The sequence below is a fragment of the Catellatospora methionotrophica genome, from assembly GCF_011297335.1.
GTDB lineage: Bacteria > Actinomycetota > Actinomycetes > Mycobacteriales > Micromonosporaceae > Catellatospora > Catellatospora methionotrophica.
This window is the reverse complement of sequence record NZ_JAAOTJ010000008.1, coordinates 188,985-213,719: the sequence shown is the minus strand read 5'-3', so window position 1 is coordinate 213,719 and position 24,735 is coordinate 188,985. Positions and strand designations below refer to the sequence as shown.

Here is a 24,735-nt window from a genome sequence, read left to right as displayed (position 1 = left end):
TGTCTGGGCATTTATAGGGAAAAGGAGCCGCAAACCCGGCTCCCGGGTAGTAGAAGGAGGAGATCGGCTCATGCGGGCCAAAGGATCAAAACTGTGGGCGTCGGCGCTGTCAGATGCGTCGCCGACGCCGTACTGGACGGACCGGCCCTCCCGGCCGGCACCCGTTCCCCCGCTGACCAGCGCGACCACCGCGCAGCTGGCAGTCATCGGGGGCGGCTACAGCGGCCTGTGGACGGCGCTGCTGGCCAAGGAACGCGACCCGTCGACCGACGTGGTCGTGCTGGAGTCCGGGGTGTGCGGCCACGCCGCTTCCGGGCGCAACGGCGGATTCTGCTCCGCGAGCCTCACGCACGGGCTCGCCAACGGGGTGGACCGCTTCCCGGACGAGATCACCGAGCTGGAACGGCTCGGCCGGGAGAACCTCGACCAGATCGAGGACACGCTGGGCCGGTACGGCATCGACTGCGACTTCGAGCGCACCGGTGAGCTGGAGGTGGCCACCTCCGCGTACCAGCTGGACTGGCTGCGCGAGTCGGCGGAGCTGACCCGGTCGATGGGTTACCGCGCCGAGGTGTTCGACCGCGACCAGGTGCGGGCCGAGGTCGACTCGCCCACGTACCTGGGCGGCTGGTGGGACCGCGACCGGGTGGCCATGGTCGACCCGGCGAAACTGGCCTGGGGCCTGCGGCAGGCCTGCCTGACCCTGGGCGTGCGCATCTACGAGGGCACTCCGGTGCTCGGCGTGAGCAGCGGCCGTGGCGGCCTGCTGCTGCGTACCCCGCACGGTGAGGTGCGGGCGGCCCGGGTCGCGCTGGCCACCAGCGCCTTCGGGCCGCTGGTGCGCAAGCTCAAGCGCTACCTGATCCCGGTGTACGACTACGCCCTGATGACCGAGCCGCTCACCGACGAGCAGCTGGGTGCCCTGGGCTGGCGGCACCGGCAGGGGCTGGGCGATTCGGCGAACCAGTTCCACTACTACCGGCTCACCGCGGACAACCGGATCCTGTTCGGCGGCTACGACGCGATCTACCACTTCGGCAACCGGATCGCGCCGACCCTCGAACAGCGCCAGGACACCTTCACCCGGCTGGCCGAGCACTTCGCCACCACGTTCCCGCAGCTGGAAGGGGTCCGTTTCAGCCACAGCTGGGGCGGGGTGATCGACACCTGCACCCGCTTCTGCGCCTTCTTCGGCACCGCCTTCGGCGGTCGGCTGGCCTACGCGGCCGGCTACACCGGGCTGGGCGTGGGCGCGACGCGCTTCGGCGCGCAGGTGATGCTCGACCACCTCGAAGGCGCGTCCACGGAACGCACCAGGCTGGACTTCGTACGGTCCAAGCCCTGGCCGCTGCCGCCGGAACCGCTGCGTTCGCTCGGCATCCAGCTGACCCGCTGGTCACTGGCCCGCGCCGACGAGCACCAGGGACGCCGCAACCTGTGGCTGCGCACGCTCGACCACGCCGGCCTCGGTTTCGACTCCTGACGCTTCCGTCCCCGACCCGGGGATCCGGGAACACACTTGAAGCAAGTCGTCTCGTGGCATCCGTTGCCACGTGTTGAAGGGACTTTTATGCGCATCCTGCTGGTCGGCGCTGGTGGCGTCGGCAGTGCAGCAGCCGCCATCGCCGCTCGCCGTGACTTCTTCCAGCTCATGGTGGTGGCCGACTACTCCCTGGAACGCGCCGAACGGGCCGTCTCCGGGCTCGGCGACCGGTTCGTCGCGGCGAGGCTCGACGCCTCGCAGGCCGACGACGTCGCCCGGTTGTGCCGCGAGCACGGCATCACCCACGTGCTCAACGCGGTCGACCCGCGCTTCGTCATGCCGATCTTCGACGGGGCCTACCACGCCGGCGCGGACTACCTCGACATGGCCATGTCGCTGTCCCTGCCGCACCCGACCGACCCGTACACCAAGACCGGCGTCATGCTCGGCGAGCAGCAGTTCGGCAAGGCCGTGGCCTGGGAGGCCGCCGACCGGCTGGCCCTGGTCGGCATCGGCGTCGAACCCGGCCTGTCCGACATCTTCGCCCGGTACGCCGCCGACCACCTGTTCTCCGAGATCGACGAGATCGGCGTACGGGACGGGTCCAACATCACCGTCGAGGGCTTCGACTTCGCCCCGTCGTTCTCCATCTGGACCACCATCGAGGAGTGCCTCAACCCGCCGATCATCTGGGAACGCGAGCGCGGCTGGTTCACCACGGCCCCGTTCAGCGAACCCGAGGTGTTCGACTTCCCCGAGGGCATCGGGCCGGTCGAGTGCGTCAACGTGGAGCACGAAGAGGTGCTGCTGATCCCGCGCTGGGTCGACGCGAAGCGGGTCACCTTCAAGTACGGCCTCGGCACCGAGTTCATCGAGATCCTGAAGACCGTGCACAAGCTCGGCCTCGACTCCACCCGGCCGATCGCCATCGGCGGCGGCAAGTCGGCGGTCATGGTCTCGCCGCGCGACGTGCTCGCCGCGCAGCTGCCCGACCCCGCCACGCTGGGCTCCCGGATGAAGGGCAAGACCTGCGCGGGCACCTGGGTCAAGGGCAAGGGCCTCGACGGCCGCCCCAGGGAGATGTACCTCTACCACGTCGTCGACAACGAGTGGTCCATGCGCGAATACGGCCACCAGGCGGTGGTGTGGCAGACCGCGGTGAACCCCGTCGTCGCGCTGGAACTGCTGGCCCAGGGCGTGTGGAAGGGCGCCGGGGTGCTCGGCCCCGAGGCACTGGACCCGGTGCCGTTCCTGGACCTGCTGACGGCGTACGGATCGCCGTGGGGCATGCGCGACCAGCAGCCCTTTCGGGCGGTGACCCAGGCGGCCCGCGAGGAGATCGCCGCCTGAGCCGCCGTTCGGTGCTCCCTCGGGCATGTCCGCGCGGACGCGGGATGTGCCCGAGGGAGCACACGGCTGTCGCGGAACCCCGTTGCCTCGCGGTGGACGGGCCGCTACGGTCGTCAGCACGTCTCCCGGTGCGCAGGCAGCGGCTACTTCGGGATCTGCGGGTCGCGGGTTCGAGTCCCGTCCGGGCCTTCGGGGTCCGGTAGCTCAGCTGGATAGAGCAGCAGACTGTGCCGCCGCCGACTTCTGATCTCGGGAGACGTCCACAAGGCGCGCCCGGTGCGCCGGTGACGGATACACCATTGGCCGCTGGTGCGGCCTGTGCTCCCGGAGACGGGACTCCGTCGCCCCCTCGATCTCGGGCCGCGCCGCGGTGCGGCAAAATCCGTTGCCCCGCCGCACGGGCAGATCTAGGTTGGACTCACGTCTTCCGGTGCGCAGGCAGCGGATACTTCCAATCCATCGGCCGCGGGTTCGACTCCCGCTCGGAGCTTCGGCTCCGGTAGCTCAGCTGGCAGAGCAATGGCTCACGCCGCCGCCGACTTCGATCTCGGAAGACGAACCCGGCACGCCCGGTGCGCAGGTTACGGCTACTCCGCTGATAACGGGGAGGTCGCGGGTTCGAATCCCGCTCGCCGTCCGTCAGGACGGCGGTAGCTCAGCGGCCAGAGCGCCAGGTCCCGGCGACGGGACCACCACGCCGTCACCGACTCGATCTCGGGCGTGCCGCGTTCCTCCTCTCCCGCTCACGGGGCAGTGGAAAGGGCTCCGCGACGGACAGCGGCGCGCCGAGCGCCGCAGCGGTGTGGCAGGCGACGCCGAGTAGCACGTTTCCGTGCCGCCACGCGGCGACCGCCATGGTCGCCAGGTCAGGCACCGTCGTCGTCAGGGTCGAGGGCGGGGGCAGTGGCATGCGGCGCCGCAGGCCGCCGCCGCGCAGGCCGGTGCCGAGCGCCTTGCCGACGGCCTCCTTCAGCGTCCACAGCGGCAGAAAGTCGTCGGGGTGGGCGGCGACCCAGTCGGCCTCCGGTCCGGAGAACCAGCGCGCGGCCAGCTCGGGTGCGGGCAGGGGGCGGATCGGCTCGACGTCGACGCCCAGCGGGCCGAGTGCGGTGACGGCCACGACCGCCAGGTCCGGGGTATGCCCGACGGACAGGTGCAGGCCGGTCGTGCCGACCACGAAGGGCCTGCCGGACGGCTCGCGGCCGAGTGCGACCCGTGCGGGGTCCACGCCGAGCACCTCACCGACGGCGTGCCGCGCCAGGTCGACGGCGGCGACGGCCGGGGCCAGCCAGATCCCGATGCCCGACATGGGACCACGATGGCACGGGGACGGTCGCTGACAAACCCTTTGCCCGCCAGGGGAACGCGCGCCTACATTGATCTCCGCACCTCCCGGTGCGATGGCAGCGGTTACTTCTCTGGGTGAAGCCGGTTCGAAACCGGCAAGACCGCCGCCGGTCCGATCTCGGGAGGCGCGTCTCCCTTCCCGTACACCTGGGTGGGTTTCGCGCGCCCGAAAACCCTGGAGGAGGGGACCTCATGGCCAAGTTCAACCTCTCGACGATCATGAAGCGCCCGGCCGGGGTGACCGCCGAGGGCGCGCCCGGCTACGCCCGCGAGCCCAAGCTGGAACTGTTCCTGCTGGCCGTGGCCAACATGGTCGGCGAGCAGACCTTCTACGAGCGCGCCGACGCGCGCGACGACCGGTTCCGTGCGCTGGTGGCGAAGGTCGCCGTGGCGGATCCGGAGTGGTTCGCGCGCTTCGTGCCGTGGCTGCGCCTGGGCGCCAACCTGCGCAGCGCCTCGGTCGTGGCCGCGCTGGAGGGCGCGAAGGCACAGGTCGCAGCCGGTATCCCCGGTTCGCGCGCGATCGTCGGCGCGGCGCTGCAGCGGGCCGACGAGCCCGGCGAGGCCCTGGCGTACTGGCTGTCGGTGTACGGCCGGGCGCTGCCCAAGCCGGTCAAGCGCGGTGTCGCCGACGCGGCGGTGCGGCTCTACCACGAGCGCAGCCTGCTCAAGTACGACTCGGACAGCCACGCGCTGCGGTTCGCCGACGTGCTGGAGCTGACTCACCCGAGCCCGCGCGACGCGGCCCAGGGCGAGCTGTTCCAGCACGCGCTGGACCGTCGCCACCAGCGGGACAACCCGATCCCGGAGACGCTGTCCGTGCTGCGCGCCCGCGCCGAGCTGATGGCGCTGCCCGTCGAGCAGCGGGCCGGAGTGCTCGACGCGCAGGTGCTGGGTGCGGCCGGGATGACCTGGGAGGCGCTCGCGGGCTGGCGGCAGGGTCCGCTGGACGCGGCGGCGTGGTCGGCGGTGATCCCGTCTATGGGATACCTGGCGCTGCTGCGCAACCTGCGCAACTTCGACCAGGCCGGGGTGAGCGACGAGGTCGCGGCCGTGGTGGCGGCGAAGCTGTCCGACCCGGACGAGGTGGACCGGTCGCGGGTGCTGCCGATGCGCTTCCTGTCGGCGTACAACGCGGCCCCCAGCCTGCGCTGGGCGTACCCGCTGGAGAAGGCGCTGCAGTTCGCGCTGGGCAACGTGCCCCGGCTCGGCGGGCGCACGCTGGTCCTCGTCGACACCTCGGGGTCGATGAACAGCGTCTTCAGCCGGGACGGCTCGCTGCGCTGCTGGGACGCCGCGACCATGTTCGGCCTGGCGCTGGCGGCACGGGCGGCCGATCCGACGGTCGTGTCGTTCTCCAACGACACGAAGGTCTTCGACCTGCGTCCGGGTGAGTCGGTGCTCAAGGCCGTGCAGCGGTTCAAGAACGACGGCTGGTTCTTCGGCGGGGGCACGTCGACCGAGTACGCGGTCCGCAAGCACTACGCGGGCCACGACCGGGTCGTCATCCTCACCGACGAGCAGGCCCACTGGCACGGCAGCGCCGACGTGGCAGCGGCGGTGCCCGCCACGGTGCCCGTCTACACCTGGAACCTGGCGGGCTACCGCCTTGGCCACACGCCGTCGGTACCCAACCGCCATGCCTTCGGCGGCCTCACCGACGCGGCGTTCTCGATGATCGGCCTGATCGAGTCCGGCGAGTCGGCCGCCTGGCCGTTCTAAGGCCGCCGCGAGGCCGTCCTGACGATGGGAAGGGCACCTTCCACACCGCTCAAGCGGTGTGGAAGGTGCCCTTCCCATCGCTCGCCGACCGTGAAGATCGCTGTTTCCGGTCAAAACCTGTGGTCAGAACGCAGGTTTTGACCGGAAACAGCGATCTTCACGGTCGGCGAGCCGGGGCCGGAGCCGGAGCCGGAGGGCCGGAGCCGGGGCCGGAGCCGGAGCCGGGAGCCGGAGCCGGGCGGGTGGTCAGGTGGTGGTGGCGAAGGCCTGGTCGAGGATGGTGAGGCCGCGGTCCAGGTCGGTGTCGGAGATGACCAGGGGTGGGAGGAAGCGGAAGACGTTTCCCCAGGTGCCGCAGGTCAGGGTGAGGAGGCCGGCGGCGTGGCAGGCCTTGTTCACGGCTCCGGTGAGGATCGGGTCGGGGTCGAGGGTGCCGGGTTTGACCAGCTCGATGGCGATCATCGCGCCTCGGCCGCGTACCTCGGCGATCTGTGGGTATTTGTCGGCCAGGGTGGCGAGGCGGTCGGTCAGGGTCGCGCCGATGCGGCGGGCGGCGGCGTTGAGGTCCAGGTCGCGCATGGTCTGGATGGAGGCGAGGGCGGCGGCGCAGGCGAGCGGGTTGCCGCCGTACGTGCCACCGAGACCGCCGGCGTGCACCGCGTCCATGATCTCCGCACGGCCGGTGACGGCGGCCAGCGGGAGGCCGCCCGCGATGCCCTTCGCCGTCGTGATCAGATCGGGGACGACCTGCTCGTGCGTGGAGGCGAACCAGTCGCCGGTGCGGCAGAAGCCGGTCTGGATCTCGTCGGCGACGTACAGCGCGCCGTTCGCGGAGGCCCAGGACGCCAGCGCGGGCAGGAAACCGGGCGCGGGCACCACGAAGCCGCCCTCGCCCTGGATCGGCTCGATCACGATCGCGGCCACGTTCTGCGCCCCGACCTGCGTGGTGATCACGTCGATGGCGCGGGCGGCGGCCTGCTCGCCGGTGAGGCCGTCGCGCAGCGGGTACGACATCGGCGCGCGGTAGACCTCCGGCGCGAACGGGCCGAAGCCGTGCTTGTACGGCATGTTCTTCGCGGTCAGGGCCATGGTCAGGTTCGTCCGGCCGTGGTAGCCGTGCTCGAACACGATCACCGCGGACCGCCCGGTGGCGTACCGGGCGATCTTCACCGCGTTCTCGACCGCCTCGGCACCGGAGTTGAACAGCGCCGAGCGTTTCGCGAAGTCGCCGGGCGTCAGCGCGTTGAGCTGCTCGCACACCGCGACGTACGACTCGTACGGGGTGACCATGAAGCAGGTGTGGGTGAACCGCTCGACCTGCTCGCGTACCGCCGCGACCACGGCGGGGGCGCTGTTGCCGACGTTGGTGACGGCGATGCCGGCCGCGAAGTCGATCCACTCGCGCCCGTCGACGTCGGTCAGCGTGCCGCCGCCGGCGTGGTCCACGTAGGAGGACAGCACCGAGCCGACGCCGCGGGCCACCGCGTCCACGCGCCGGGCGTGGATCTCCGAGGAACTGCTCACGATCATTCTCCGATGTTGTGCATGACGTGCTTGACCCGGGTGTAGTCCTCCAGGCCGTACGCGGACAGGTCCTTGCCGTACCCCGACTGCTTGAAACCGCCGTGCGGCATCTCCGCGACCAGCGGGATGTGGGTGTTGATCCACACGCAGCCGAAGTCGAGCCGACGGCTCAACCGCATCGCCCGCCCGTGGTCGGCGGTCCACACGCTGGAGGCCAGCCCGTAGCGGCAGTCGTTGGCGTAGCGCAGCGCCTCGGCCTCGTCGGTGACCTTCTGCACGGTGATGACCGGGCCGAACACCTCGTCGGTGACGATCTCGTCAGCCTGGACCAGGTCGGCGACCACGGTCGGGGCGAAGAAGAATCCGCGCTCGCCGACGCGCTCGCCGCCCGCGGTGACCCGGGCGTGCGCGGGCAGCCGCTCGATGAAGCCGGTGACCTTGGCGAGCTGGTTGGCGTTGTTGAGCGGGCCGTAGAGCACGTCGGAGTCGTCCGGCGCGCCGGTCTTGAGGCTGCGGGCCTGCTCGGTGAGGGCCTCGACGAACGCGTCGTACGCGCCCTCGGTGACCAGCACCCGGGTGGCCGCGGTGCAGTCCTGGCCCGCGTTGAAGAACCCGGCGATCGCGATGCCCTCGGCGGCCGCCGCGATGTCGGCGTCGTCGAACACCATGACCGGGGCCTTGCCGCCCAGCTCCAGGTGGGTGCGCTTGAGCGCGGGCGCGGCCGACGCGGCGACCTCGGAGCCCGCGCGGGTGGAGCCGGTGATGGAGACCATCGCCGGGGTCGGATGCGCGACCAGGGCGCGGCCGGTGTCGCGGTCGCCGCAGACGACGTTGAGCACGCCCGGCGGCAGGAACTCGGCCGCGATCTCGGCCAGCAGCAGCGTCGACATCGGCGTGGTGTCCGACGGCTTGAGCACCACGGTGTTGCCCGCGGCGATGGCGGGCGCGAACTTCCACACCGCCATCATCAGCGGGTAGTTCCAGGGCGTGACCTGCGCGCAGACGCCGATCGGCTCGCGGCGCACGTAACTGGTCATGTTGGCCATGTACTCGCCGGCCGAGCGGCCCTCCAGCAGCCGGGCCGCCCCCGCGAAGAAGCGGATCTGGTCGATCGCGGGCGGCAGCTCCTCGCTCGCGGTCAGGTGCAGCGGCTTGCCGGTGTTGCGGCTCTCCAGGGCGACCAGCTCGTCGGCGCGCGCCTCGACGGCGTCAGCGATCTTGAGCAGGGCCTTCTGGCGCTCGCTGGGCGTGGTGTCGCGCCAGGTCTCGAACGCGGCCGCCGCAGCGGCCATCGCGTCCTCGACGTCCTGCTTCCCGGAGACCGGCGTCTGGGCGAGAATCTCCCCGGTGCACGGGTCGATGAGATCGGCGTAGCCGCCGTCCACGGGAGCAACGTGCTTGCCGTTGATAAAGTTCGACAATTTCTCTGTCATCGGTGGCATACGGCTATCTTCGCGACGAAATCCGTGTCGAGCAAGGGTCTTGAGCAACTGTTTCCGTGCGTTAGGGTGGGCATATGGCCGATCGGACCCCGTACTGGATCGCCGGTTCCCCGGAGACCAGTGATGATCTCGTTGATGTACACAACCCCTACGACGGGCGCGTGGTCGGTCAGACCGCCAACGCTACGCCTGAGCAGGTCGAAAACGCCGTAGCAGCCGCTGCTGCGGTAGCCGCCGACGCCGCCCGGCTCCCCGCCGCCGCCCGCGCCGCCGCGCTCGACCACGTGAGCCGGCGGCTGGCCGAACGGGGCGACGAGGTCGCCGCGCTCATCAGCGCCGAGAACGGCAAACCGCTCATGTGGGCCAAGGCCGAACTGGGCCGCGCCGTCTCCACGTTCCGCTGGGCCGCCGAGGAGGCGCGCCGGTTCTCGGGTGAGCTGATGCGCCTGGACACCGACCCGGCCGCCGCCGGGCGGATGGCCGTCGTACGCCGCTTCCCCAAGGGCCCGGTGCTGGGCATCAGCCCGTTCAACTTCCCGCTGAACCTGGTCGCGCACAAGGTCGCCCCGGCGATCGCGGTCGGCGCGCCGATCATCGTCAAGCCCGCCCCGGCGACGCCGCTGTCCGCGCTGCTGCTCGGCGAGCTGCTGGCCGAGACCGAGCTGCCCGCGGGCATGTTCTCCGTGGTGCCGATCCCCAACGAGCGGGCCGCCGCGCTGGTCGCCGACCCGCGGCTGCCGGTGGTGTCGTTCACCGGGTCCGGGCCGGTCGGCGCGTCGATCCAGGCCGCCGTGCCGCACAAGCACGTGACCCTGGAACTGGGCGGCAACGCCGCCGCCGTGGTCTGCGGCGACTACGGCGACCTGGACTGGGCGGCCCAGCGCATCGCGCTTTTCAGCAACTACCAGGCCGGGCAGAGCTGCATCGCGGTGCAGCGCGTGATCGTGCACCGCGACCAGGCGGCGGCGTTCGTGCCGAAGCTGGTCGCCGCGGTGCAGGCCCTCAAGAGCGGCGACCCGGCGGCGGCCGATACGCAGGTCGGCCCGATGATCAGCGTGGCGGCGGCGGAACGGGTCGAGAGCTGGGTGGCCGAGGCCGTCGCGGCCGGTGCCCGCGTGCTGGCGGGCGGGACGCGCGACGGCGCGACCTACGCGCCGACCGTGCTGTCCGACGTGCCCGCTGACGCGAAGGTCGCCTGCGACGAGGTGTTCGGGCCGGTGCTGGTGGTCTCCACGGTGGACTCCGACGAGGCCGCGTTCGCGGCGGTCAACGACTCGGCGTTCGGGCTGCAGGCGGGTGTGTTCACGGGCAACCTGCAGACGGCGTTCACCGCGCACGCGACGTTGCAGGTCGGGGGCGTGATCGTCGGCGACGTGCCGTCGTTCCGGGCCGACCAGATGCCGTACGGCGGCGTGAAGGGCTCCGGCACCGGCCGCGAGGGCCTGCGCAGCGCCATGGACGACTACACCGACCCTCGCGTCCTCGTCCTCACCGGATTGCAACTCTGACGATCGCGCCACACCCGACAGTGCTCCCGAACGCGCCCCGGCGGCCACGGCCCCGGGGCGCGGCCGTGCGTCCGGTGCGGCTCGTCGATCGTTCGACTTGCCAGGCACCTGTGCGAATCGTTGTTCACAGTACGCACGGGTGCCAGGCAAGTCGGACGATCTTGGTGGGGCGGGGCGCGGTGATACGCGCGCGCCCGAGCGGGGTACGTGACGTGCGGTGGTTAGGGTGAAGCAGATAGTTGAGGCTTAAGGAGATGTTGTGTCTGACCTGTCCCAGATCGTCAAGGCGTACGACGTTCGCGGCACCGTGCCCGAGCAGCTGAACGAGCCGGTGGCCGGGGCGCTGGGCCGGGCGTTCGCGCAGACGCTGCGGGCGCTGGGGGAGGACCGGGGCACCATCGTGGTCGCGCACGACATGCGCGACTCCGGGCCGTCGCTGGTCAAGGCGTTCACCGACGGCGTACGCGCCGAGGGCGTCAACGTGATCAACGCCGGTCTCGGCTCGACCGACCTGCTGTACTACGCCTCCGGCATCCTGGGCCTGCCCGGTGCCATGTTCACCGCCAGCCACAACCCGGCCCAGTACAACGGCATCAAGCTGTGCTTCGCGGGGGCCAAGCCGGTCGGCCAGGCCAGCGGGCTGGCCGCGATCCGCGAGCGCGCGCAGGAGCTGCTGGACACGCGCGCGGAGATGCCCGCCCCGTCCGGTGACATCGAGACCCGCGAGATGCTGGCCGACTACGCGGCGCACCTGCGCACGCTGGTGGACCTGAGCGGGATCCGGCCGCTGAAGGTCGTCGTCGACGCCGGTAACGGCATGGGCGGGTACACCGTCCCGGCGGTGCTCGGCGACGCCGTGCTGCCCGCGCTGCCGCTGGACATCGTGCCGCTGTACTTCGAGCTGGACGGCTCGTTCCCGAACCACGAGGCCAACCCGCTGGAGCCGGCGAACCTGGTGGACCTGCAGGCGGCGGTGCGGGAGCACGGGGCCGACCTGGGACTGGCCTTCGACGGCGACGCCGACCGCTGCTTCGTGGTCGACGCCGAGGGCGCTCCGGTTTCCCCGTCCGCGGTGACCGCGCTGGTCGCGACCCGTGAGCTGGCCAAGCACCCCGGTGCGACGATCATCCACAACCTGATCACGTCGGCGGCCGTCCCGGAGATCGTGCGCGAGCACGGCGGCATCCCGGTGCGTACCCGGGTCGGCCACTCCTTCATCAAGGCGGAGATGGCGACGACCGGCGCGGTCTTCGGCGGCGAGCACTCGGCGCACTACTACTTCCGCGACTTCTGGGGTGCCGACACCGGCATGCTGGCCGCGATGCACGTGCTGGCGGCGCTGGGCGAGCAGGACGGCCCGCTGTCGGTGCTGGGCGCGCAGTTCGAGCGGTACACCTCGTCCGGTGAGATCAACTCGGTGGTCGCGGACCAGGGCGCGAAGCTGTCGCAGGTGCGGGCGCACTTCGCGGGCGAGCAGCAGGACGAGCTGGACGGCCTGACCGTGGCCTTCGGCGACGGCAGCTGGGTGAACCTGCGCGCCTCCAACACCGAGCCGCTGCTGCGCCTCAACGTCGAGGCCCCGACGCCGGAGCGGATGTCGGAGCTGCGCGACGAGGTGCTGAAGCTGGTCCGTGGGTAGGCTGCTTCGCGGAACGTGGTGAGCGCGCGGCGCGCCCCGGTGGGGCGTGCCGCGGCACGCCGCGTTCGTCAGCTCAGCCGGCGATCTCTGAAGGAGCCCGACGTGTCGCTCGCCCCGCAACTGCTCGAAGTCCTCGCCTGCCCGGCCGAGGATCACGGGTCGCTGACCCACGACCCCGAGGCGCAGACGCTGACCTGCACCTCCTGCAGCCGGGTCTACCCGGTGCGGGACGGGCTGCCGGTGCTGCTGCTCGACGAGGTGCTCACCGCCCCGGCGGGTGAGTGATGGCGACCAGCCCGCTCGACGGCGCCGCGGGTGTGCGCGGCAACCGCTTCTTCGACGAGGCGCTGCTGGACAACGCACCGGCGCTGGCCGCGCGTGACCCCGGGGGCATGCTCCGGGCCATCGCGTCGGCCGGTGCGCAGGTGCGTGAGGCGACCACGCTGGCCGCCGAGACCGACCTGAGCCACCTCGCCGACGAGGGCCGCCCCCGGGCGGTCGTGGTGGTCGGTGCGGGCACCGCCGCGCGCACCGGTGACATCCTGGCGACCATCGCCGGGCCGCGCTGCCTGGTGCCGGTGCTGACCCACCGCAGCGTGGAGGTGCCGGGCTGGATCGGCGCGGCCGACGTGGTGATCGCGGTGTCGGCGTCGGGCCGCTCGCCGGAGGCGCTGGCGGTGGCCGAGATGGCGGGCCGCCGCGGCGCCCGCCTGGTCGGCATCGGCGCGCCGGGTTCGCCGCTGCAGTCGGTGGCCGAGCGCTACCGGGCCCCGTTCATCCCGGTGCCGCGCCGTGGCGCGGCGCGGGCGAACATGTGGGGTCTGACGGTGCCGGTGCTGATGGCGGCGCGTGCGCTGGGCCTGGTCAAGGTCAACGAGGCTGACCTGGCCGAGACGGCGGTGCGCCTGGACCAGGACGCCGACCGCTGCCGGCCGACCGCCGAGACGTTCGTCAACATCTCCAAGACGCTGGCCCTGAACATGGCCGGCTCGGTCCCGGTCATCTGGGGCGACTCACCGCTGGCAGCGGTCGCCGCGGTGCGCTACGGCGACATGCTGTCCGCGAACGCCCGTTACCCGGTCGTCACCGACGCGCTGGGTGAGGCCGGGCGTGGGCGGGTGGGTCTGCTGGACGGTGTGTTCGGGGCGCTGGCCGCCTCGGAGCGGGACATCTTCGCTGATCCCGATCTCGACGACGTGACGGGCGACCCCCCGCGTCTGCGGGTGGTGCTGCTGTGCGACGGTGGGCTCGCCGACGAGAACAGTGCGGCGCAGACGACGGACCGGCGAGCCGAGGTGGTGCAGGACATCGCGGCGAGGCGCGGGATCGAGGTGGACGTGCTCACCGCCGAAGGCGGATCGGCGCTGGAGCGGTTCGCCTCACTGGTCGCGGCGACTGACTTCGCCTCGGTCTATCTCGGCCTCGGGCATGGCCTGGATCCGATGGCGGTGCCGGCCGTCACGGAGCTGAAGGAGCAGTTGCGCAAGTGAGCGAGCGAAGCGGGCTCAACAACTACATGCATGGGGTACGGGCGTGAGCGCGGGCGGTGGCACCAAGGCCATCGTCGCGGCGCTGCTGGCGAACGTGGGCATCGCGATCACCAAGTTCATCGCGTGGGCCCTGTCCGGGTCGTCGTCGATGCTGGCGGAGGCGATCCACTCGGTCGCCGACTCGGGCAACCAGGTGCTGCTGCTGCTCGGTGGCCGCCGTGCCCAACGGAAGGCGACGCCGCTGCACCCGTTCGGCTTCGGCCGGGAGCGGTACATCTACGCGTTCATCGTGTCGATCGTCCTGTTCAGCGTGGGTGGCCTGTTCGCCCTGTATGAGGGGTATCACAAGTACCACGAGGCCACGACCAACGCGGACCGCGGCGCGATCACCAGCTGGCAATGGCTGCCGGTCACGGTGCTGCTCGTCGCGATCGTCCTGGAGTCGTTCTCCTTCCGCACCGCGATCGTCGAGTCGAACGCGGTGCGCGGCAGCGCCTCCTGGAAGGACTTCATCCGGCGGGCCAAGGCGCCGGAGCTGCCGGTGATCCTCCTGGAGGACCTCGGCGCGCTGGTGGGCCTGGTGCTGGCCCTGTTCGGCGTCTCCATGACGCTGATCACCGGCAATGGTGTCTGGGATGCCGCCGGCACTACCATGATCGGTCTCCTGCTCGTCGTCATCGCCGTGGTGCTGGCGGTCGAGACCAAGAGCCTGCTGCTCGGCGAGTCGGCCACCGACGAGCACGTCAAGGCGATCGCCGTGGCGATCGAGAACGGTCCCGAGGTGGAGCGCCTGATCCACATGCGCACCATGCACCTCGGTCCGGAGGAGCTGCTCGTCGCTGCCAAGATCGCGGTCCGGCACGACGAGACGGCCGACGACGTGGCCAGGGGCATCGACGCCACCGAGCGGCGGATCCGCGAGGCGGTCCCGATCGCTAAGCTGATCTACCTAGAGCCGGACATCTACCACCAGAAGGGCTGAGCGAGTGCGCCTTCTCCACAACCGCATCCGGCCCTACGCGTGGGGCTCGCACGAGGTCATCGCGCGGGTGCAGGGCCGGGCCGTGCCCAGTGACGGGCCCGAGGCCGAGCTGTGGGTCGGCGCACATCCCGACTGCTCCTCCCTGGTGGACGACGTTCCGCTGGTCGACGTGATCGCGTCGGCGCCGGGCGATCTGCTCGGCGCCGACGCGCTCGACCGCTTCGGCGTACGACTGCCGTACCTGCTCAAGCTGCTGGCGGCGGAGCGTTCGCTGTCCCTGCAGGCGCATCCCGACGCGCGGCAGGCGGCTGACGGCTACGCGGCCGAGGACGCGGCCGGGGTGCCGCGCGGGGCCGCGCACCGCAGCTACGTCGACAGCAATCACAAGCCCGAACTGCTGGTGGCGTACACCGAGTTCGAGGCGCTCTGCGGGTTCCGGCCGGTGGCCGAGTCGGCCGAGCTGGTCGACGCGCTCGGGATCACGGCGCTCAAGCCGGTGGTCGGCGCGCTGGCCGTGGGCGACCTGCGCGAGGGCGTACGCGCGCTGCTCAGCTGGCCCGCGTACACCCGCGCGGAGCTGGTCGAGCAGGCGGTGGCGGTGTCCGGGAACCTGCCGGACGGCCCGGCGGGCGGCGGTCCGCGCGGCCTGGTGCGGCTGCTGGCGCACGACTACCCGGGTGACGTCGGGGTGCTGGTCGCGCTGCTGCTCAACCACGTGGTACTGGCTCCCGGGCAGGGTATCTGGATGCCCGCGGGCAACCTGCACGGCTACCTGCGCGGGGCCGGGGTCGAGATCATGGCGGCCAGCGACAACGTGCTGCGCGGGGGGCTGACGCCCAAGCACGTGAACGTGCCCGAGCTGCTGCGCGTGCTGCGCTTCGAGCCGCTGCACCAGCCGGTGCGGGACCCGGAGCCGGTCGCGGCGGGCGTGGACACCTGGTCGGTGCCGGTGGACGACTTCCGGCTGCACCGCATCCGGCTGGACGGCGGCGAGGCGGCGCTGGACCCGGCGGGTCCGCGTACCGCGCTGTGCCTGGCGGGGGCGGTGACGGTCGGCGACGCCTCCGGGGCGGCGCGGCTGGGCGGCGGCGAGGCCGCGTTCGGCGCGGCGGACGGCGGCAAGATGATCTTCTCGGGCACCGGAGAGGTGTACCTCGGCTCGCTCTGAGCCGCTTGTCTCCACAACGGACGCTGGCCTGCCCGGTTGAAAATGAACCCCATTTCTCAGCCGGGCAGGCCTTTTCGCGTACCCGCTGACCGCCGCGACACGGTGGCGGGCATGACTCGCCGGTTCTGCTTGACACCGGAAGAGCGGAGTGTAGCCTTTTACTCACGCAGCGTTATCGGGATCATTCAGACCGAGCCACGCGCGGGGGAACCAAACCGGGGGGAGTGTGGCCCGGTCTTCGAGGCGGAGGGTCCGTCCGGGGGCCGGGCCACACGTATGACCCCACCGACCCTCCGGCGGAGCCGGTTCTCGGACCCTGGGACGCGGAGAAGTAGGCTGTACCTCGCACTGGTCAGCCGACCGATTGGGAGTTCATCTATGGCCCGCACCCTTGCCCCCGGCGACTTCAAGGTCGCCGATCTTTCCCTCGCGGCGTTCGGCCGCAAGGAGATCCAGCTCGCCGAGCACGAGATGCCCGGCCTGATGGCGGTACGCCGTGAGTTCGCCGCCGCCCAGCCGCTGGCGGGGGCACGCATCGCCGGCTCGCTGCACATGACCGTGCAGACCGCGGTGCTGATCGAGACGCTGGTCGACCTGGGCGCCGACGTGCGCTGGGCCAGCTGCAACATCTTCTCCACGCAGGACCACGCCGCCGCCGCGATCGCGGTCGGCCGCCAGGGCACCGTCGACGCGCCCGCGGGCGTGCCGGTCTTCGCCTGGAAGGGCGAGACGCTCGAGGAGTACTGGTGGTGCACCGAGCAGATCCTGCAGTGGCCGGGCGGCGAGGGCCCGAACATGATCCTCGACGACGGCGGTGACGCCACCCTGCTCGTACACAAGGGCGTGGAGTTCGAGGCGGCCGGCGCGGTGCCGTCGCCCGAGACCGCCGACTCCGAGGAGTACGCGATCATCCTCGGCGTGCTGCAGCGCTCGCTGGTCGCCGACGCCAAGCGCTGGACCACCATCGCGGCCGGCATCAAGGGCGTGACCGAGGAGACCACCACCGGCGTGCACCGCCTCTACGAGATGCAGCAGACCGGCTCGCTGCTCTTCCCGGCGATCAACGTCAACGACTCGGTCACCAAGAGCAAGTTCGACAACAAGTACGGTTGCCGCCACTCGCTGATCGACGGCATCAACCGGGCCACCGACGTGCTGATCGGCGGCAAGGTCGCGGTCGTGGCCGGGTACGGCGACGTGGGCAAGGGCTGCGCGGAGTCGCTGCGCGGCCAGGGCGCCCGGGTCATCGTCACCGAGATCGACCCGATCTGCGCGCTGCAGGCGGCGATGGACGGCTACCAGGTCGCCACCCTGGAGGACGTGGTCGCCACGGCGGACATCTTCATCACCGCCACCGGCTGCAAGGACGTCATCACCGGCGAGCAGATGAGCCGGATGAAGCACCAGGCCATCGTCGGCAACATCGGCCACTTCGACAACGAGATCGACATGGCCGGGCTGGCGAAGACCACGGGCGTCGAGCGGATCAACATCAAGCCGCAGGTGGACGAGTGGCGCTTCGCCGACGGCCACTCGATCATCGTGCTGTCCGAGGGCCGGCTGCTGAACCTGGGCAACGCCACGGGTCACCCGTCGTTCGTGATGAGCAACAGCTTCACCAACCAGGTCCTGGCGCAGATCGAGCTGTTCACCAAGCTCGACCAGTACCCGATCGGCGTCTACACGCTGTCCAAGGAACTCGACGAGAAGGTGGCCCGGCTGCACCTGGACGCCCTCGGCGTCCGGCTGACCGAGCTCACCAAGCCGCAGGCCGAATACCTGGGCATCCCGGTCGAGGGTCCGTACAAGTCGGACCACTACCGGTACTGATCCTGGGCTGCCGCGAGATCGCCGTTTCGTGCCGAGACCTGTGCTTCAACCGCAGGCTTCGACACGAAACGGCGATCTTTCGCGTTGACGCCCCGTCAGACGGGGGTGGCGGGCCGCAGTGACCGCGGGTCGACGGCCGGGGCGGCCTGTGCGATCTGACCGGGGATGAGCGGCGCGGGGCCGCCGGGGAAGGGCGCGCTGGGGAAGGTTCCCTGGGGGGCTGCTCCGGCGAGTGCCGGGGCGGGCATGGGCGGGAAGAGTTCCGGCCAGAGCAGGGCGTGGCTGGCCCGGTCGCGGGCCAGGCGCTGAGCCGCCCGGCGGTGCCGTTCGCCGATCACCGCGGCCAGGTAGGCCCAGCCGGGGGTGTCGGCCGGGGCAGCCGGGGTGACGCTGGCGGCGATGTCGCTGGCCAGCGCGTGCCCCAGCCGGGTGCGGTAGGGCTCGCGGAGCCCGCGGCTGCGGGCCAGGAAGTGCCGCGCCGCCAGCGCCAGCTCGTCGTCGAGGCCGGTCAGGTCGAGGGTCGATGCCCAGCGCGCCAGTGGCGCGGGGGTCGTCGGCACCCAGCCCCAGCCCTCGGGGCTGCGGTCGTGGATCACGATGGTGCCCGCGACGACGTCGGCCAGGCGCTTGCCGCGCGGCGAGCCGGTCAGCACGACCAGGCTCACCGCCCAGTTGACGATCAGGAGCATGCCCGGCCACTCCAGGGTCGCTCCGACCAGGGCGCGGGTGAACGACTGGCGCAGCGTGATCGGGCCGCCGTCGTCGCGTACCACGCGCAGGCCCATCGCGAGTTTGCCCAGGGAACGGCCCCGGGTGAGCACCAGCATCAGGGTCGGATAGCCCACCGTGGTCAGGACCAGGGCGATGATGTACGACGCCTGCGAGCTGGCCGCGTCGCCGAGGCGGGTGATGCCGAAGAACGCCAGCAGGAGCAGCACCAGCACGAAGAAGACCATGAGCTGCGCGACGATGTCGATCATCAGCGCGGGCACCCGCGACCCCGCACGGGCGAGCCGGACCTCCAGGTGCACGGCCTCGCCGCTGACCAGCCCCGCCGTGCTCTCCGCCGAATCCCGCCCCTGCCGCATCGGCACAGTGAATCACAGGCCCGCGCCACGCGACTGCCCCCGCTAGGCTGCCGTCGGACAACCGGGGGAGAGGACGATCGAGTGGACCTGGACGCGTACGTGGCCGAGCACCGCGGCGAGTGGCGGCGTCTGGAGGTGCTGAGCCGTCGGCGCAAGCCCACCGCGGCCGAGGCCGACGAGATGGTGCTGCTCTACCAGCGGGTGGCCACCCACCTGTCCGTGGTGCGCAGCCGCACCCCGGACCCGGCCCTGGTGGCCGAACTGTCCCGGCTGGTGCTGTCGGCCCGCGCGGCGATCACGGGGGCGCAGCCGGTGGACTGGGCGCGGCTGCCCCGGTTCTTCGTGCACGACCTGCCACTGGCCATCTACCAGGCACGCCGCTGGTGGATCAGCGCCGCCGTGTGCTTCCTGCTGGTGGCGGCGGCGGTCGCGACCTGGGTCATCAACGACCCCACGCTGCCGCAGGCCCTCGGGATGAGCGAAGCCGACATCGAGAGCCTGGTCGAGCACGACTTCGAGGCGTACTACAGCGAGTACTTCGCGCCCAACTTCGGGCTGCTGGTCTGGACCAACAACGCCTGGATCGCGGCGCAGAGCCTGGTCGCCGGGGTGCTGCTGCTGCCCGTCGCGTACGTCCTGTGGCAGAACGCGCTCAGCATCGGGGCGACCGCGGGCCTGATGATCGCCAACGGCCGGGCGGACGTCTTCTTCGGGCTGATCGCCCCGCACGGCCTGCTGGAGCTGACCGCGATCTTCGTGGCGGCCGGGATCGGCCTGCGGGTGGGCTGGTCCTGGGTGGTGCCGGGCCCGGTGCTGACCCGGGGGCAGTCGCTGGCCGCCGCCGCGCGGCAGGGCATCACCGGCGCGGTCGGGCTGGTCGGCGTGCTCGCCGTGGCCGGGCTGCTGGAGGCGTTCGTGACGCCGTCGATCCTGCCCGTGCTGGTGCGCGACGCGATCGGCGTGCTGGTGTGGACCGCCTTCCTGGTGTACGTGTTCGTGCTGGGCCGCCGCGCCGAGCGCGCCGAGGCACCCGATCAGAGCCTGCCGGTGGCCTTCAAGGCGAGGTAGGCGTCGGTGACCTGGCTGGCGAACGTGTCGGCCGGGAAGTCCAGCACGCCCACGCCGTAGCGGGCCAGCGCGCCGCTCAGCTTCTCCCGTTCGGCCAGCGCGCGGGTGCCCGCCGCGGCGGCGTAGACGTCGTTCGGGCCGTGCAGGGCGGTGGCGGCCAGCGCGGCCAGGGCCGGGTCGTGTACGGCGGCGATGAGCACCCGGTGCCGGGAGGCCAGCCGCGGCAGCACCGGCAGCAGGCCCTCGCCGAGCGCGCCGGGCTCCAGCGCGGTGAAGATCACCACCAGCGAGCGCTTGCGCTCCCGGCGCAGCACCTCGCTGGTGATCAGCTCGAAGTCGGTCTCCACCATCGCGGGCTGCAGCGGGGCCACCGCGTTGATCAGGCGCGGCAGGGTGGACCGGCCGTGCGACCCGGCCACCACGGAGCGCACCCGGTGGTCGGCCGCGATCAGGTCGACCTGGTCGCCGGCCTCCTGCGCGACCGCGGCCAGCAGCAGCGCGGCGTCCATCGCGGCGTCCAGGCGGGGCTCGTCGCCGACCCGGACCGCACTGGTGCGGCCGGTGTCCAGCACGCACACGATGCGCCGGGACCGCTCGGGCCGCCAGGTGCGCACGATCACGTCACGCCGCCGGGCGGTGGCCCGCCAGTCGATCGAGCGCACGTCGTCGCCGGGCACGTACTCGCGCAGCACGTCGAACTCGGTGCCCTGGCCACGGCCCCGGATCGCGGTCGCGCCCTCGACGGTGCGCAGCCGCGCCAGCTTCTCCGGCAGGTGCTTGCGCGACGTGAACCGGGGCAGCACCCGCAGGTTCCACGGCGGCCGGTGGTCGCTCTGCCGCACGGCCAGCCCGAGCGGGCCGTGGGTGCGTACGGTGACCTGCTCGGCGGTGCGGTCGCCGCGCCGGGTCGGGGTCAGCGTGGTGGTCAGCGTCGCGGCCTCGCCGGGGGCCAGAGCGACCCGGTGGGCGTACGGGCGTGCCCCGGCCGAGGGCACCCAGGCGTCGCGTACCAGCAGCTTGACGTCGGCGTCCGCGTGGTTCGCCACGGTCAGCGCGACCTCGACGTCCTCGCCGAGCCGCACCACGGCACCCGTCGTCGCGCGCCGGACGGCGATCCGGCGCGGGTCGGCAGTCAGCGCCCAGTCGGCGAGCACCGCCGCCGCGACCAGCGCCAGCAGCACTCCGGCGAGCGCCCACGGCGGGACGGCGGACAGCGCCGAGGCCACGCCGACGATCGGCGCGCACAGCGCGGCCAGCAGGGCGGCACGAGCGGTGGGCACGCCGCCCTACCGCGGGGTCGGCACGGAGGCGAGCACGGCGTCCAGGACCGACTCGGCGGTGACGCCTTCCAGCTCCGCCTCGGGCGTCAGCCGCAGCCGGTGCCGCAGCGTCGGCCGCGCCATGACCTTGACGTCGTCCGGGGTCACGTGGTCGCGCCCGCCCAGCCAGGCCCACGCCTTCGACGTGGCCAGCAGCGAGGTCGCGCCGCGCGGCGACGCGCCCAGCTCCACCGACGGGGTGGACCGGGTGGCCCGGCAGACGTCCACGATGTATCCCAGCACCGGCTCGGTCACGGTGACCCGGCCGACCGCCTCCCGCGCCGCGGCGAGCTCGACCGGCCCGGCGACCGCCTTGATGCCGACCGCGCCCAGGTCGCGCGGGTCGAACCCGCCGTGGTGCGCGCGCAGCACGCCCAGCTCCTCCTCGCGGGCGGGCAGCGGCACGGTCAGCTTCAGCAGGAAGCGGTCCACCTGCGCCTCGGGCAGCGGGTAGGTGCCCTCGTGCTCGATCGGGTTCTGCGTCGCGGCGACCAGGAACGGCTCGGGCAGCGGCCGGGTCACCCCGTCCGCGGACACCTGGCGCTCCTCCATGACCTCCAGCAGCGACGACTGGGTCTTCGGCGGCGTCCGGTTGATCTCGTCGGCGAGCAGCAGGTTGGTGAAGACCGGGCCGGGGCGGAACTGGAACTCGGCGCTGCGCGGGTCGTAGATCACCGAGCCGGTGACGTCGCCGGGCATCAGGTCGGGGGTGAACTGGATGCGCTTCATCTCCAGGTCCAGGGCCGCGCCGAGACTGCGTACGAGCAGGGTCTTGGCCACCCCGGGCGGGCCCTCCAGCAGCACGTGCCCGCGGCACAGCAGCGCGATGACCAGCCCGGCGACGACGCCGTCCTGGCCGACCACCGCCTTGGCCACCTCGGCGCGCAGCCGGCCGAGCGCCTCGCGGGCGGGTTCGGCGGTCTCGGTAGTCGACGGCTGGGTCACCGGTGCTCTCCTTCATCAACAGGTCGTGCGGTCACGCATTCGACCAGCTGCCGCAGCTCCACGGCGCCGGTGTGCAGTTGCTCGTCGGTCTGCGGCGGCGGCCCGTAGAGGATCGCGCCCAGCCGGTGCGGGTCGTCGCCGGTGCGCGCCTGCAGCGCCGGCAGCAGCGTCTCGGGGCCCGCGGTCGGGGGCAGGCCCAGCGCCGCGGCCAGGCGGCGACGGGCGGCGGCGCGCAGCGTCTCCAGCGCCGGGCCGCGTGCCCGGACCCGCCGGTAGAGCCGGCCGCGTCCGGCCGCGGTCTCCGCGCCGGGCACGTCGACCGGCAGCGCCTCCGGGACCGGCGGGCCCAGCCGGCGGCCCCGCGCGAGCACGATCGCCAGCGTCGCGACCAGCAGCGTCACGACCACCCAGAACAGCCAGTCCGGGAACGGGCTGGGCCCGTCGGCGGGAGCGGCCGCGGGTGAGTGCGACGGGCGGGCGGTGCGCTCGGGGATGTCGATCCGGGGCCTGGGTGGCGGCGTCTCGCGCTCGTGCAGATCGAGCCAGATCACGGTGCTCCTGGCGCTGAGCAGGTCCAGGGCGAGCTCGGCGTTGCCGTGCTCGGCGGCCCGCTCCGCCCGGAACGGGTCGGCGCTGCCGACCAGCACGAACTCCACGCCGTCCTCGACCACCCGGACGAGGCCGCCGTCGTAGCAGCTCTCCAGCGGAACGTCGGCGTACTCCAGCAGCCCGTACCGGGTCCGTACGACGGCGGCGGGCCCGGCGTCGGTCAGCCGGCAGCCCGCGCCACGGGCGGCGACGCGTGTAGCCCAGCGCCGTTCGGTCGCGCCCAGCGCGTCCGTCGCCTGCCGGACCTGGTCGTCGTCGGGCTCCACCAGCACCACACGGGTGCGGTCGGGCAGCAGGTACAGGCGGCGGAGCTGATCGCGGTACGGGAACTGCGGGGTGGGGACGAACAGCGTCGCGTCACCACCGGCCGCCCTCGCCGCCGTCAGTGCCTCGTCGCTGCCGGTGACGTAGCGGATCGTCACGCCCCGGGCGCGCAGTCGCGCGGCCAGCCCGGCCGCCCCGTCGGGGCCGTCTCCGGTGGGGGACAGGTAGGCCGGGTCCGAGGCCGACGGCTCCTCGACCAGATGCGCGGTCACCGAGACCACGATCAGGGCCAGCACCGGCAGCATCGGCAGCACCAGCCGCCAACGGCGGCGGCGTTGCGCCGTGGCCGTCATCGCCCACCTCGCACCAGCTCGTGCACGGTGGCCAGATGGCCCCGCATCAGTTCGTCGTCCCCGGCGGTCGCCGGGCGCTGGGCATACCAGATGCCGGAGAAGATCCTGGTCGCGCCGTCCAGGGCGGGGCCCAGCTCGGGCCGGGTTCCACCGGCGGCGCGGGCGAGTTCGGTCACCGTCCAGCCGGGCACGTGCTCGACCACACCCCGGTCGACGAGCTCGCGCACCATCGCGCGCAGCCGCTCCCGGACCGCCTCGGCCCAGCGGCCCTCGGCGGCGTAGCGGTCGGCCTGGGAGAGGTAGACCTCCGGGGCCAGCGGCGGCAGCTCGTCGACCTCGGGCTGGTCCTCGTCCACGGCGGACCGGTCGGCCTTCTCGATACGCAGGTCCGGTTCGCGCCCACGCTTCCGGGAGCCCAGCCGCCAGCGGCCGGGCAGCCAGGCCGGGAACGTGTGCCAGAGCACCCCGACGATGGCCGCCAGCAGCAGCGACAGGGGGGCGGCCAGCCCGAACGGGATGACGTCGTCGAAGATCGCGACCGTCTCGTTCCACCATCGCATCAGCGGGCCGCCAGCATCTCGGGGTCGGGTTCACGGTGCCGGGCGGCTCCGGTGAGCCACAGGTCCAGGCCCTCCAGCCGCACCCGCGACTCGATCAGCAGCGCGGCGTCGAGGGCGGCCAGGCTGGCGTACGCCAGCGCGTTGGCGGCGACGACCATCCCCACCATCAGCCACTCCGCCGCGACGTCCGGCAGCGGCAGCAGTTCCAGCCCGGCGAGCAGGCCCAGGTAGAAGGCGAAGCGGATGAGCAGCCAGGAGAAGTAGCCGACGACCCGCACGGCGGCACCGCGCATGCCGCCACGGAAGGCCAGCCCGGTCGCCCGCCTCAGCGCCCCCAGCGGACCGCGCCGCTCGATCGTCACCGCGACCGCGGCCAGCCCGAACAGCGGATACCCGAGCAGCCACACCGGGCCGAGGAACGCCCCGAGCGCCGCGGGCACCGCCGCGACCACGCCCACCAGCGCGGTGGCCACACCGGCGCGCATCCGGGCGCGGGGTGGGGCCTTGCCGGTCACGGCCTCGACGGCCGCCCCGCCCGCCGCGGGCCCGAGCCAGACGATGATCAGGGCTTCGAGGCCCGCACCGGCCGCCAGCAGCAGCCAGTAGCCGCCCGACAGGCCGGCCGGGCCGTCGCTGAGGCGGATGTCGAGGCTGAGCCGCCACGGCACGAGCACCGCCTGCTCCAGCAGCGCGAGCACCGCGGCGGCCGCCAGCAGCACGACGGCACGGCGGCGTACCAGCTCCGAAGCGGTGTCCAGCAGCTCGCCCAGGGTGAGCGGGCGCAGTGGCAGCGCTTCGTCACGCGGCAGCCGGCGCGCGGCCGATGACGCGGCGCGTTCCAATCGTCGCTCCGAGGGGTGTCGGTGGTGGGGCGGCCCACGACGCGGCGGACCAGCGGTGTTCCGGGGGTGGCGGAGACCGCCGTCATCCTGGCACGGCGTGGCCACATACGTGGTCCCCACCCTGGCCGATCGGACGAGATCGGTGAAGCGGGTTCGTGTCTCGGCGGGTGGGATGGGATATTGGACGACATGAGCGAGCCGA

General features: G+C 72.3%; 20 protein-coding genes. 11 read left to right on the top strand and 9 right to left on the bottom strand.

Going from position 1 to position 24,735, the window contains the following annotated elements:
* Nucleotides 1–70: 70 nt before the first annotated feature.
* Nucleotides 71–1,483 (top strand): NAD(P)/FAD-dependent oxidoreductase, encoded by a 1,413-nt coding sequence (locus HAV40_RS20240; RefSeq protein WP_166383538.1) that lies wholly within the window; start codon nucleotides 71–73, stop codon nucleotides 1,481–1,483.
* Nucleotides 1,484–1,570: 87 nt separating this feature from the next.
* Nucleotides 1,571–2,833, top strand: coding sequence for a saccharopine dehydrogenase family protein (locus HAV40_RS20235; RefSeq protein ID WP_166383536.1), 1,263 nt, complete (start codon nucleotides 1,571–1,573; stop codon nucleotides 2,831–2,833).
* 700 nt (nucleotides 2,834–3,533) lie between these two features.
* Here HAV40_RS20235 and HAV40_RS20230 read toward each other — a convergent pair.
* On the bottom strand, nucleotides 3,534–4,142 hold the full coding sequence (locus HAV40_RS20230; protein ID WP_166383534.1) for a 4'-phosphopantetheinyl transferase family protein: 609 nt from the start codon (nucleotides 4,140–4,142) through the stop codon (nucleotides 3,534–3,536).
* 230 nt (nucleotides 4,143–4,372) lie between these two features.
* Between HAV40_RS20230 and HAV40_RS20225 the strand changes: the two genes are divergently transcribed.
* Nucleotides 4,373–5,902 (top strand): vWA domain-containing protein, encoded by a 1,530-nt coding sequence (locus tag HAV40_RS20225; RefSeq protein ID WP_166383532.1) that lies wholly within the window; start codon nucleotides 4,373–4,375, stop codon nucleotides 5,900–5,902.
* A 246-nt stretch (nucleotides 5,903–6,148) separates the two neighbouring features.
* Here the strand turns inward: HAV40_RS20225 and gabT are convergent, their stop codons facing one another.
* The gene (gabT, locus tag HAV40_RS20220; RefSeq protein WP_409364936.1) at nucleotides 6,149–7,432 is read right to left on the bottom strand and encodes a 4-aminobutyrate--2-oxoglutarate transaminase; all 1,284 of its coding nucleotides are present in this window, start codon (nucleotides 7,430–7,432) and stop codon (nucleotides 6,149–6,151) included.
* Nucleotides 7,429–8,859: a gamma-aminobutyraldehyde dehydrogenase gene (locus tag HAV40_RS20215; RefSeq protein WP_166383528.1), complete on the bottom strand. Its 1,431-nt coding sequence runs from the start codon at nucleotides 8,857–8,859 to the stop codon at nucleotides 7,429–7,431. The genes gabT and HAV40_RS20215 overlap by 4 nt, the downstream gene beginning before the upstream one ends.
* 83 nt (nucleotides 8,860–8,942) lie before the next feature.
* Between HAV40_RS20215 and HAV40_RS20210 the strand changes: the two genes are divergently transcribed.
* The 7 genes from HAV40_RS20210 to ahcY all read left to right on the top strand — a co-directional run bounded on the left by HAV40_RS20210 (nucleotide 8,943) and on the right by ahcY (nucleotide 17,485).
* The gene (locus HAV40_RS20210; RefSeq protein WP_166383526.1) at nucleotides 8,943–10,376 is read left to right on the top strand and encodes an aldehyde dehydrogenase family protein; all 1,434 of its coding nucleotides are present in this window, start codon (nucleotides 8,943–8,945) and stop codon (nucleotides 10,374–10,376) included.
* Between the two features lie 259 nt (nucleotides 10,377–10,635).
* Entirely contained in the window at nucleotides 10,636–12,015 is a 1,380-nt protein-coding gene (locus tag HAV40_RS20205) for a phosphomannomutase/phosphoglucomutase (protein WP_166383524.1), read from the top strand.
* Between the two features lie 102 nt (nucleotides 12,016–12,117).
* A complete protein-coding gene (locus HAV40_RS20200; protein WP_166383522.1) occupies nucleotides 12,118–12,300 on the top strand; it encodes a Trm112 family protein in 183 nt (60 codons plus the stop codon).
* Nucleotides 12,300–13,505 carry an SIS domain-containing protein gene (locus HAV40_RS20195; RefSeq protein WP_166383520.1) on the top strand — a complete coding sequence of 402 codons (1,206 nt, stop codon included), beginning with the start codon at nucleotides 12,300–12,302 and terminating at the stop codon, nucleotides 13,503–13,505. The genes HAV40_RS20200 and HAV40_RS20195 overlap by 1 nt, the downstream gene beginning before the upstream one ends.
* A 43-nt stretch (nucleotides 13,506–13,548) precedes the next feature.
* Nucleotides 13,549–14,487, top strand: coding sequence for a cation diffusion facilitator family transporter (locus tag HAV40_RS20190; RefSeq protein WP_166383518.1), 939 nt, complete (start codon nucleotides 13,549–13,551; stop codon nucleotides 14,485–14,487).
* Nucleotides 14,488–14,491: 4 nt separating this feature from the next.
* Complete coding sequence (gene manA / locus HAV40_RS20185; RefSeq protein ID WP_166383516.1) at nucleotides 14,492–15,655, top strand: mannose-6-phosphate isomerase, class I; 1,164 nt, start codon at nucleotides 14,492–14,494, stop codon at nucleotides 15,653–15,655.
* Nucleotides 15,656–16,033: 378 nt separating this feature from the next.
* Nucleotides 16,034–17,485, top strand: coding sequence for an adenosylhomocysteinase (ahcY, locus tag HAV40_RS20180; RefSeq protein ID WP_166383514.1), 1,452 nt, complete (start codon nucleotides 16,034–16,036; stop codon nucleotides 17,483–17,485).
* Nucleotides 17,486–17,580: 95 nt separating this feature from the next.
* Here the strand turns inward: ahcY and HAV40_RS20175 are convergent, their stop codons facing one another.
* Nucleotides 17,581–18,573, bottom strand: a complete 993-nt coding sequence (locus HAV40_RS20175; RefSeq protein WP_166383512.1) for an RDD family protein — start codon at nucleotides 18,571–18,573, stop codon at nucleotides 17,581–17,583.
* 81 nt (nucleotides 18,574–18,654) lie between these two features.
* Here HAV40_RS20175 and HAV40_RS20170 point away from each other — a divergent pair, with 81 nt between their 5' ends.
* The gene (locus HAV40_RS20170; protein ID WP_166383510.1) at nucleotides 18,655–19,641 is read left to right on the top strand and encodes a stage II sporulation protein M; all 987 of its coding nucleotides are present in this window, start codon (nucleotides 18,655–18,657) and stop codon (nucleotides 19,639–19,641) included.
* On the opposite strand, the gene HAV40_RS20165 is transcribed toward HAV40_RS20170, so the two are convergent.
* From HAV40_RS20165 to HAV40_RS20145, 5 genes are read right to left on the bottom strand one after another with little or no spacing between them, the layout of a single operon-like run.
* The gene (locus tag HAV40_RS20165; protein ID WP_166383508.1) at nucleotides 19,608–20,921 is read right to left on the bottom strand and encodes a DUF58 domain-containing protein; all 1,314 of its coding nucleotides are present in this window, start codon (nucleotides 20,919–20,921) and stop codon (nucleotides 19,608–19,610) included. The two genes, HAV40_RS20170 and HAV40_RS20165, sit on opposite strands and share 34 nt — an antisense overlap.
* Before the next feature lie 6 nt (nucleotides 20,922–20,927).
* Nucleotides 20,928–21,905 (bottom strand): AAA family ATPase, encoded by a 978-nt coding sequence (locus HAV40_RS20160; RefSeq protein ID WP_166383506.1) that lies wholly within the window; start codon nucleotides 21,903–21,905, stop codon nucleotides 20,928–20,930.
* A complete protein-coding gene (locus tag HAV40_RS20155) occupies nucleotides 21,902–23,131 on the bottom strand; it encodes a DUF4350 domain-containing protein (protein ID WP_166383504.1) in 1,230 nt (409 codons plus the stop codon). The genes HAV40_RS20160 and HAV40_RS20155 overlap by 4 nt, the downstream gene beginning before the upstream one ends.
* Nucleotides 23,128–23,691 (bottom strand): DUF4129 domain-containing protein, encoded by a 564-nt coding sequence (locus tag HAV40_RS20150; RefSeq protein ID WP_239085962.1) that lies wholly within the window; start codon nucleotides 23,689–23,691, stop codon nucleotides 23,128–23,130. The genes HAV40_RS20155 and HAV40_RS20150 overlap by 4 nt, the downstream gene beginning before the upstream one ends.
* Entirely contained in the window at nucleotides 23,691–24,533 is an 843-nt protein-coding gene (locus tag HAV40_RS20145) for a hypothetical protein (RefSeq protein WP_166383503.1), read from the bottom strand. Before HAV40_RS20145 ends, HAV40_RS20150 begins: the two co-directional genes overlap by 1 nt.
* Nucleotides 24,534–24,735 lie beyond the last annotated feature (202 nt).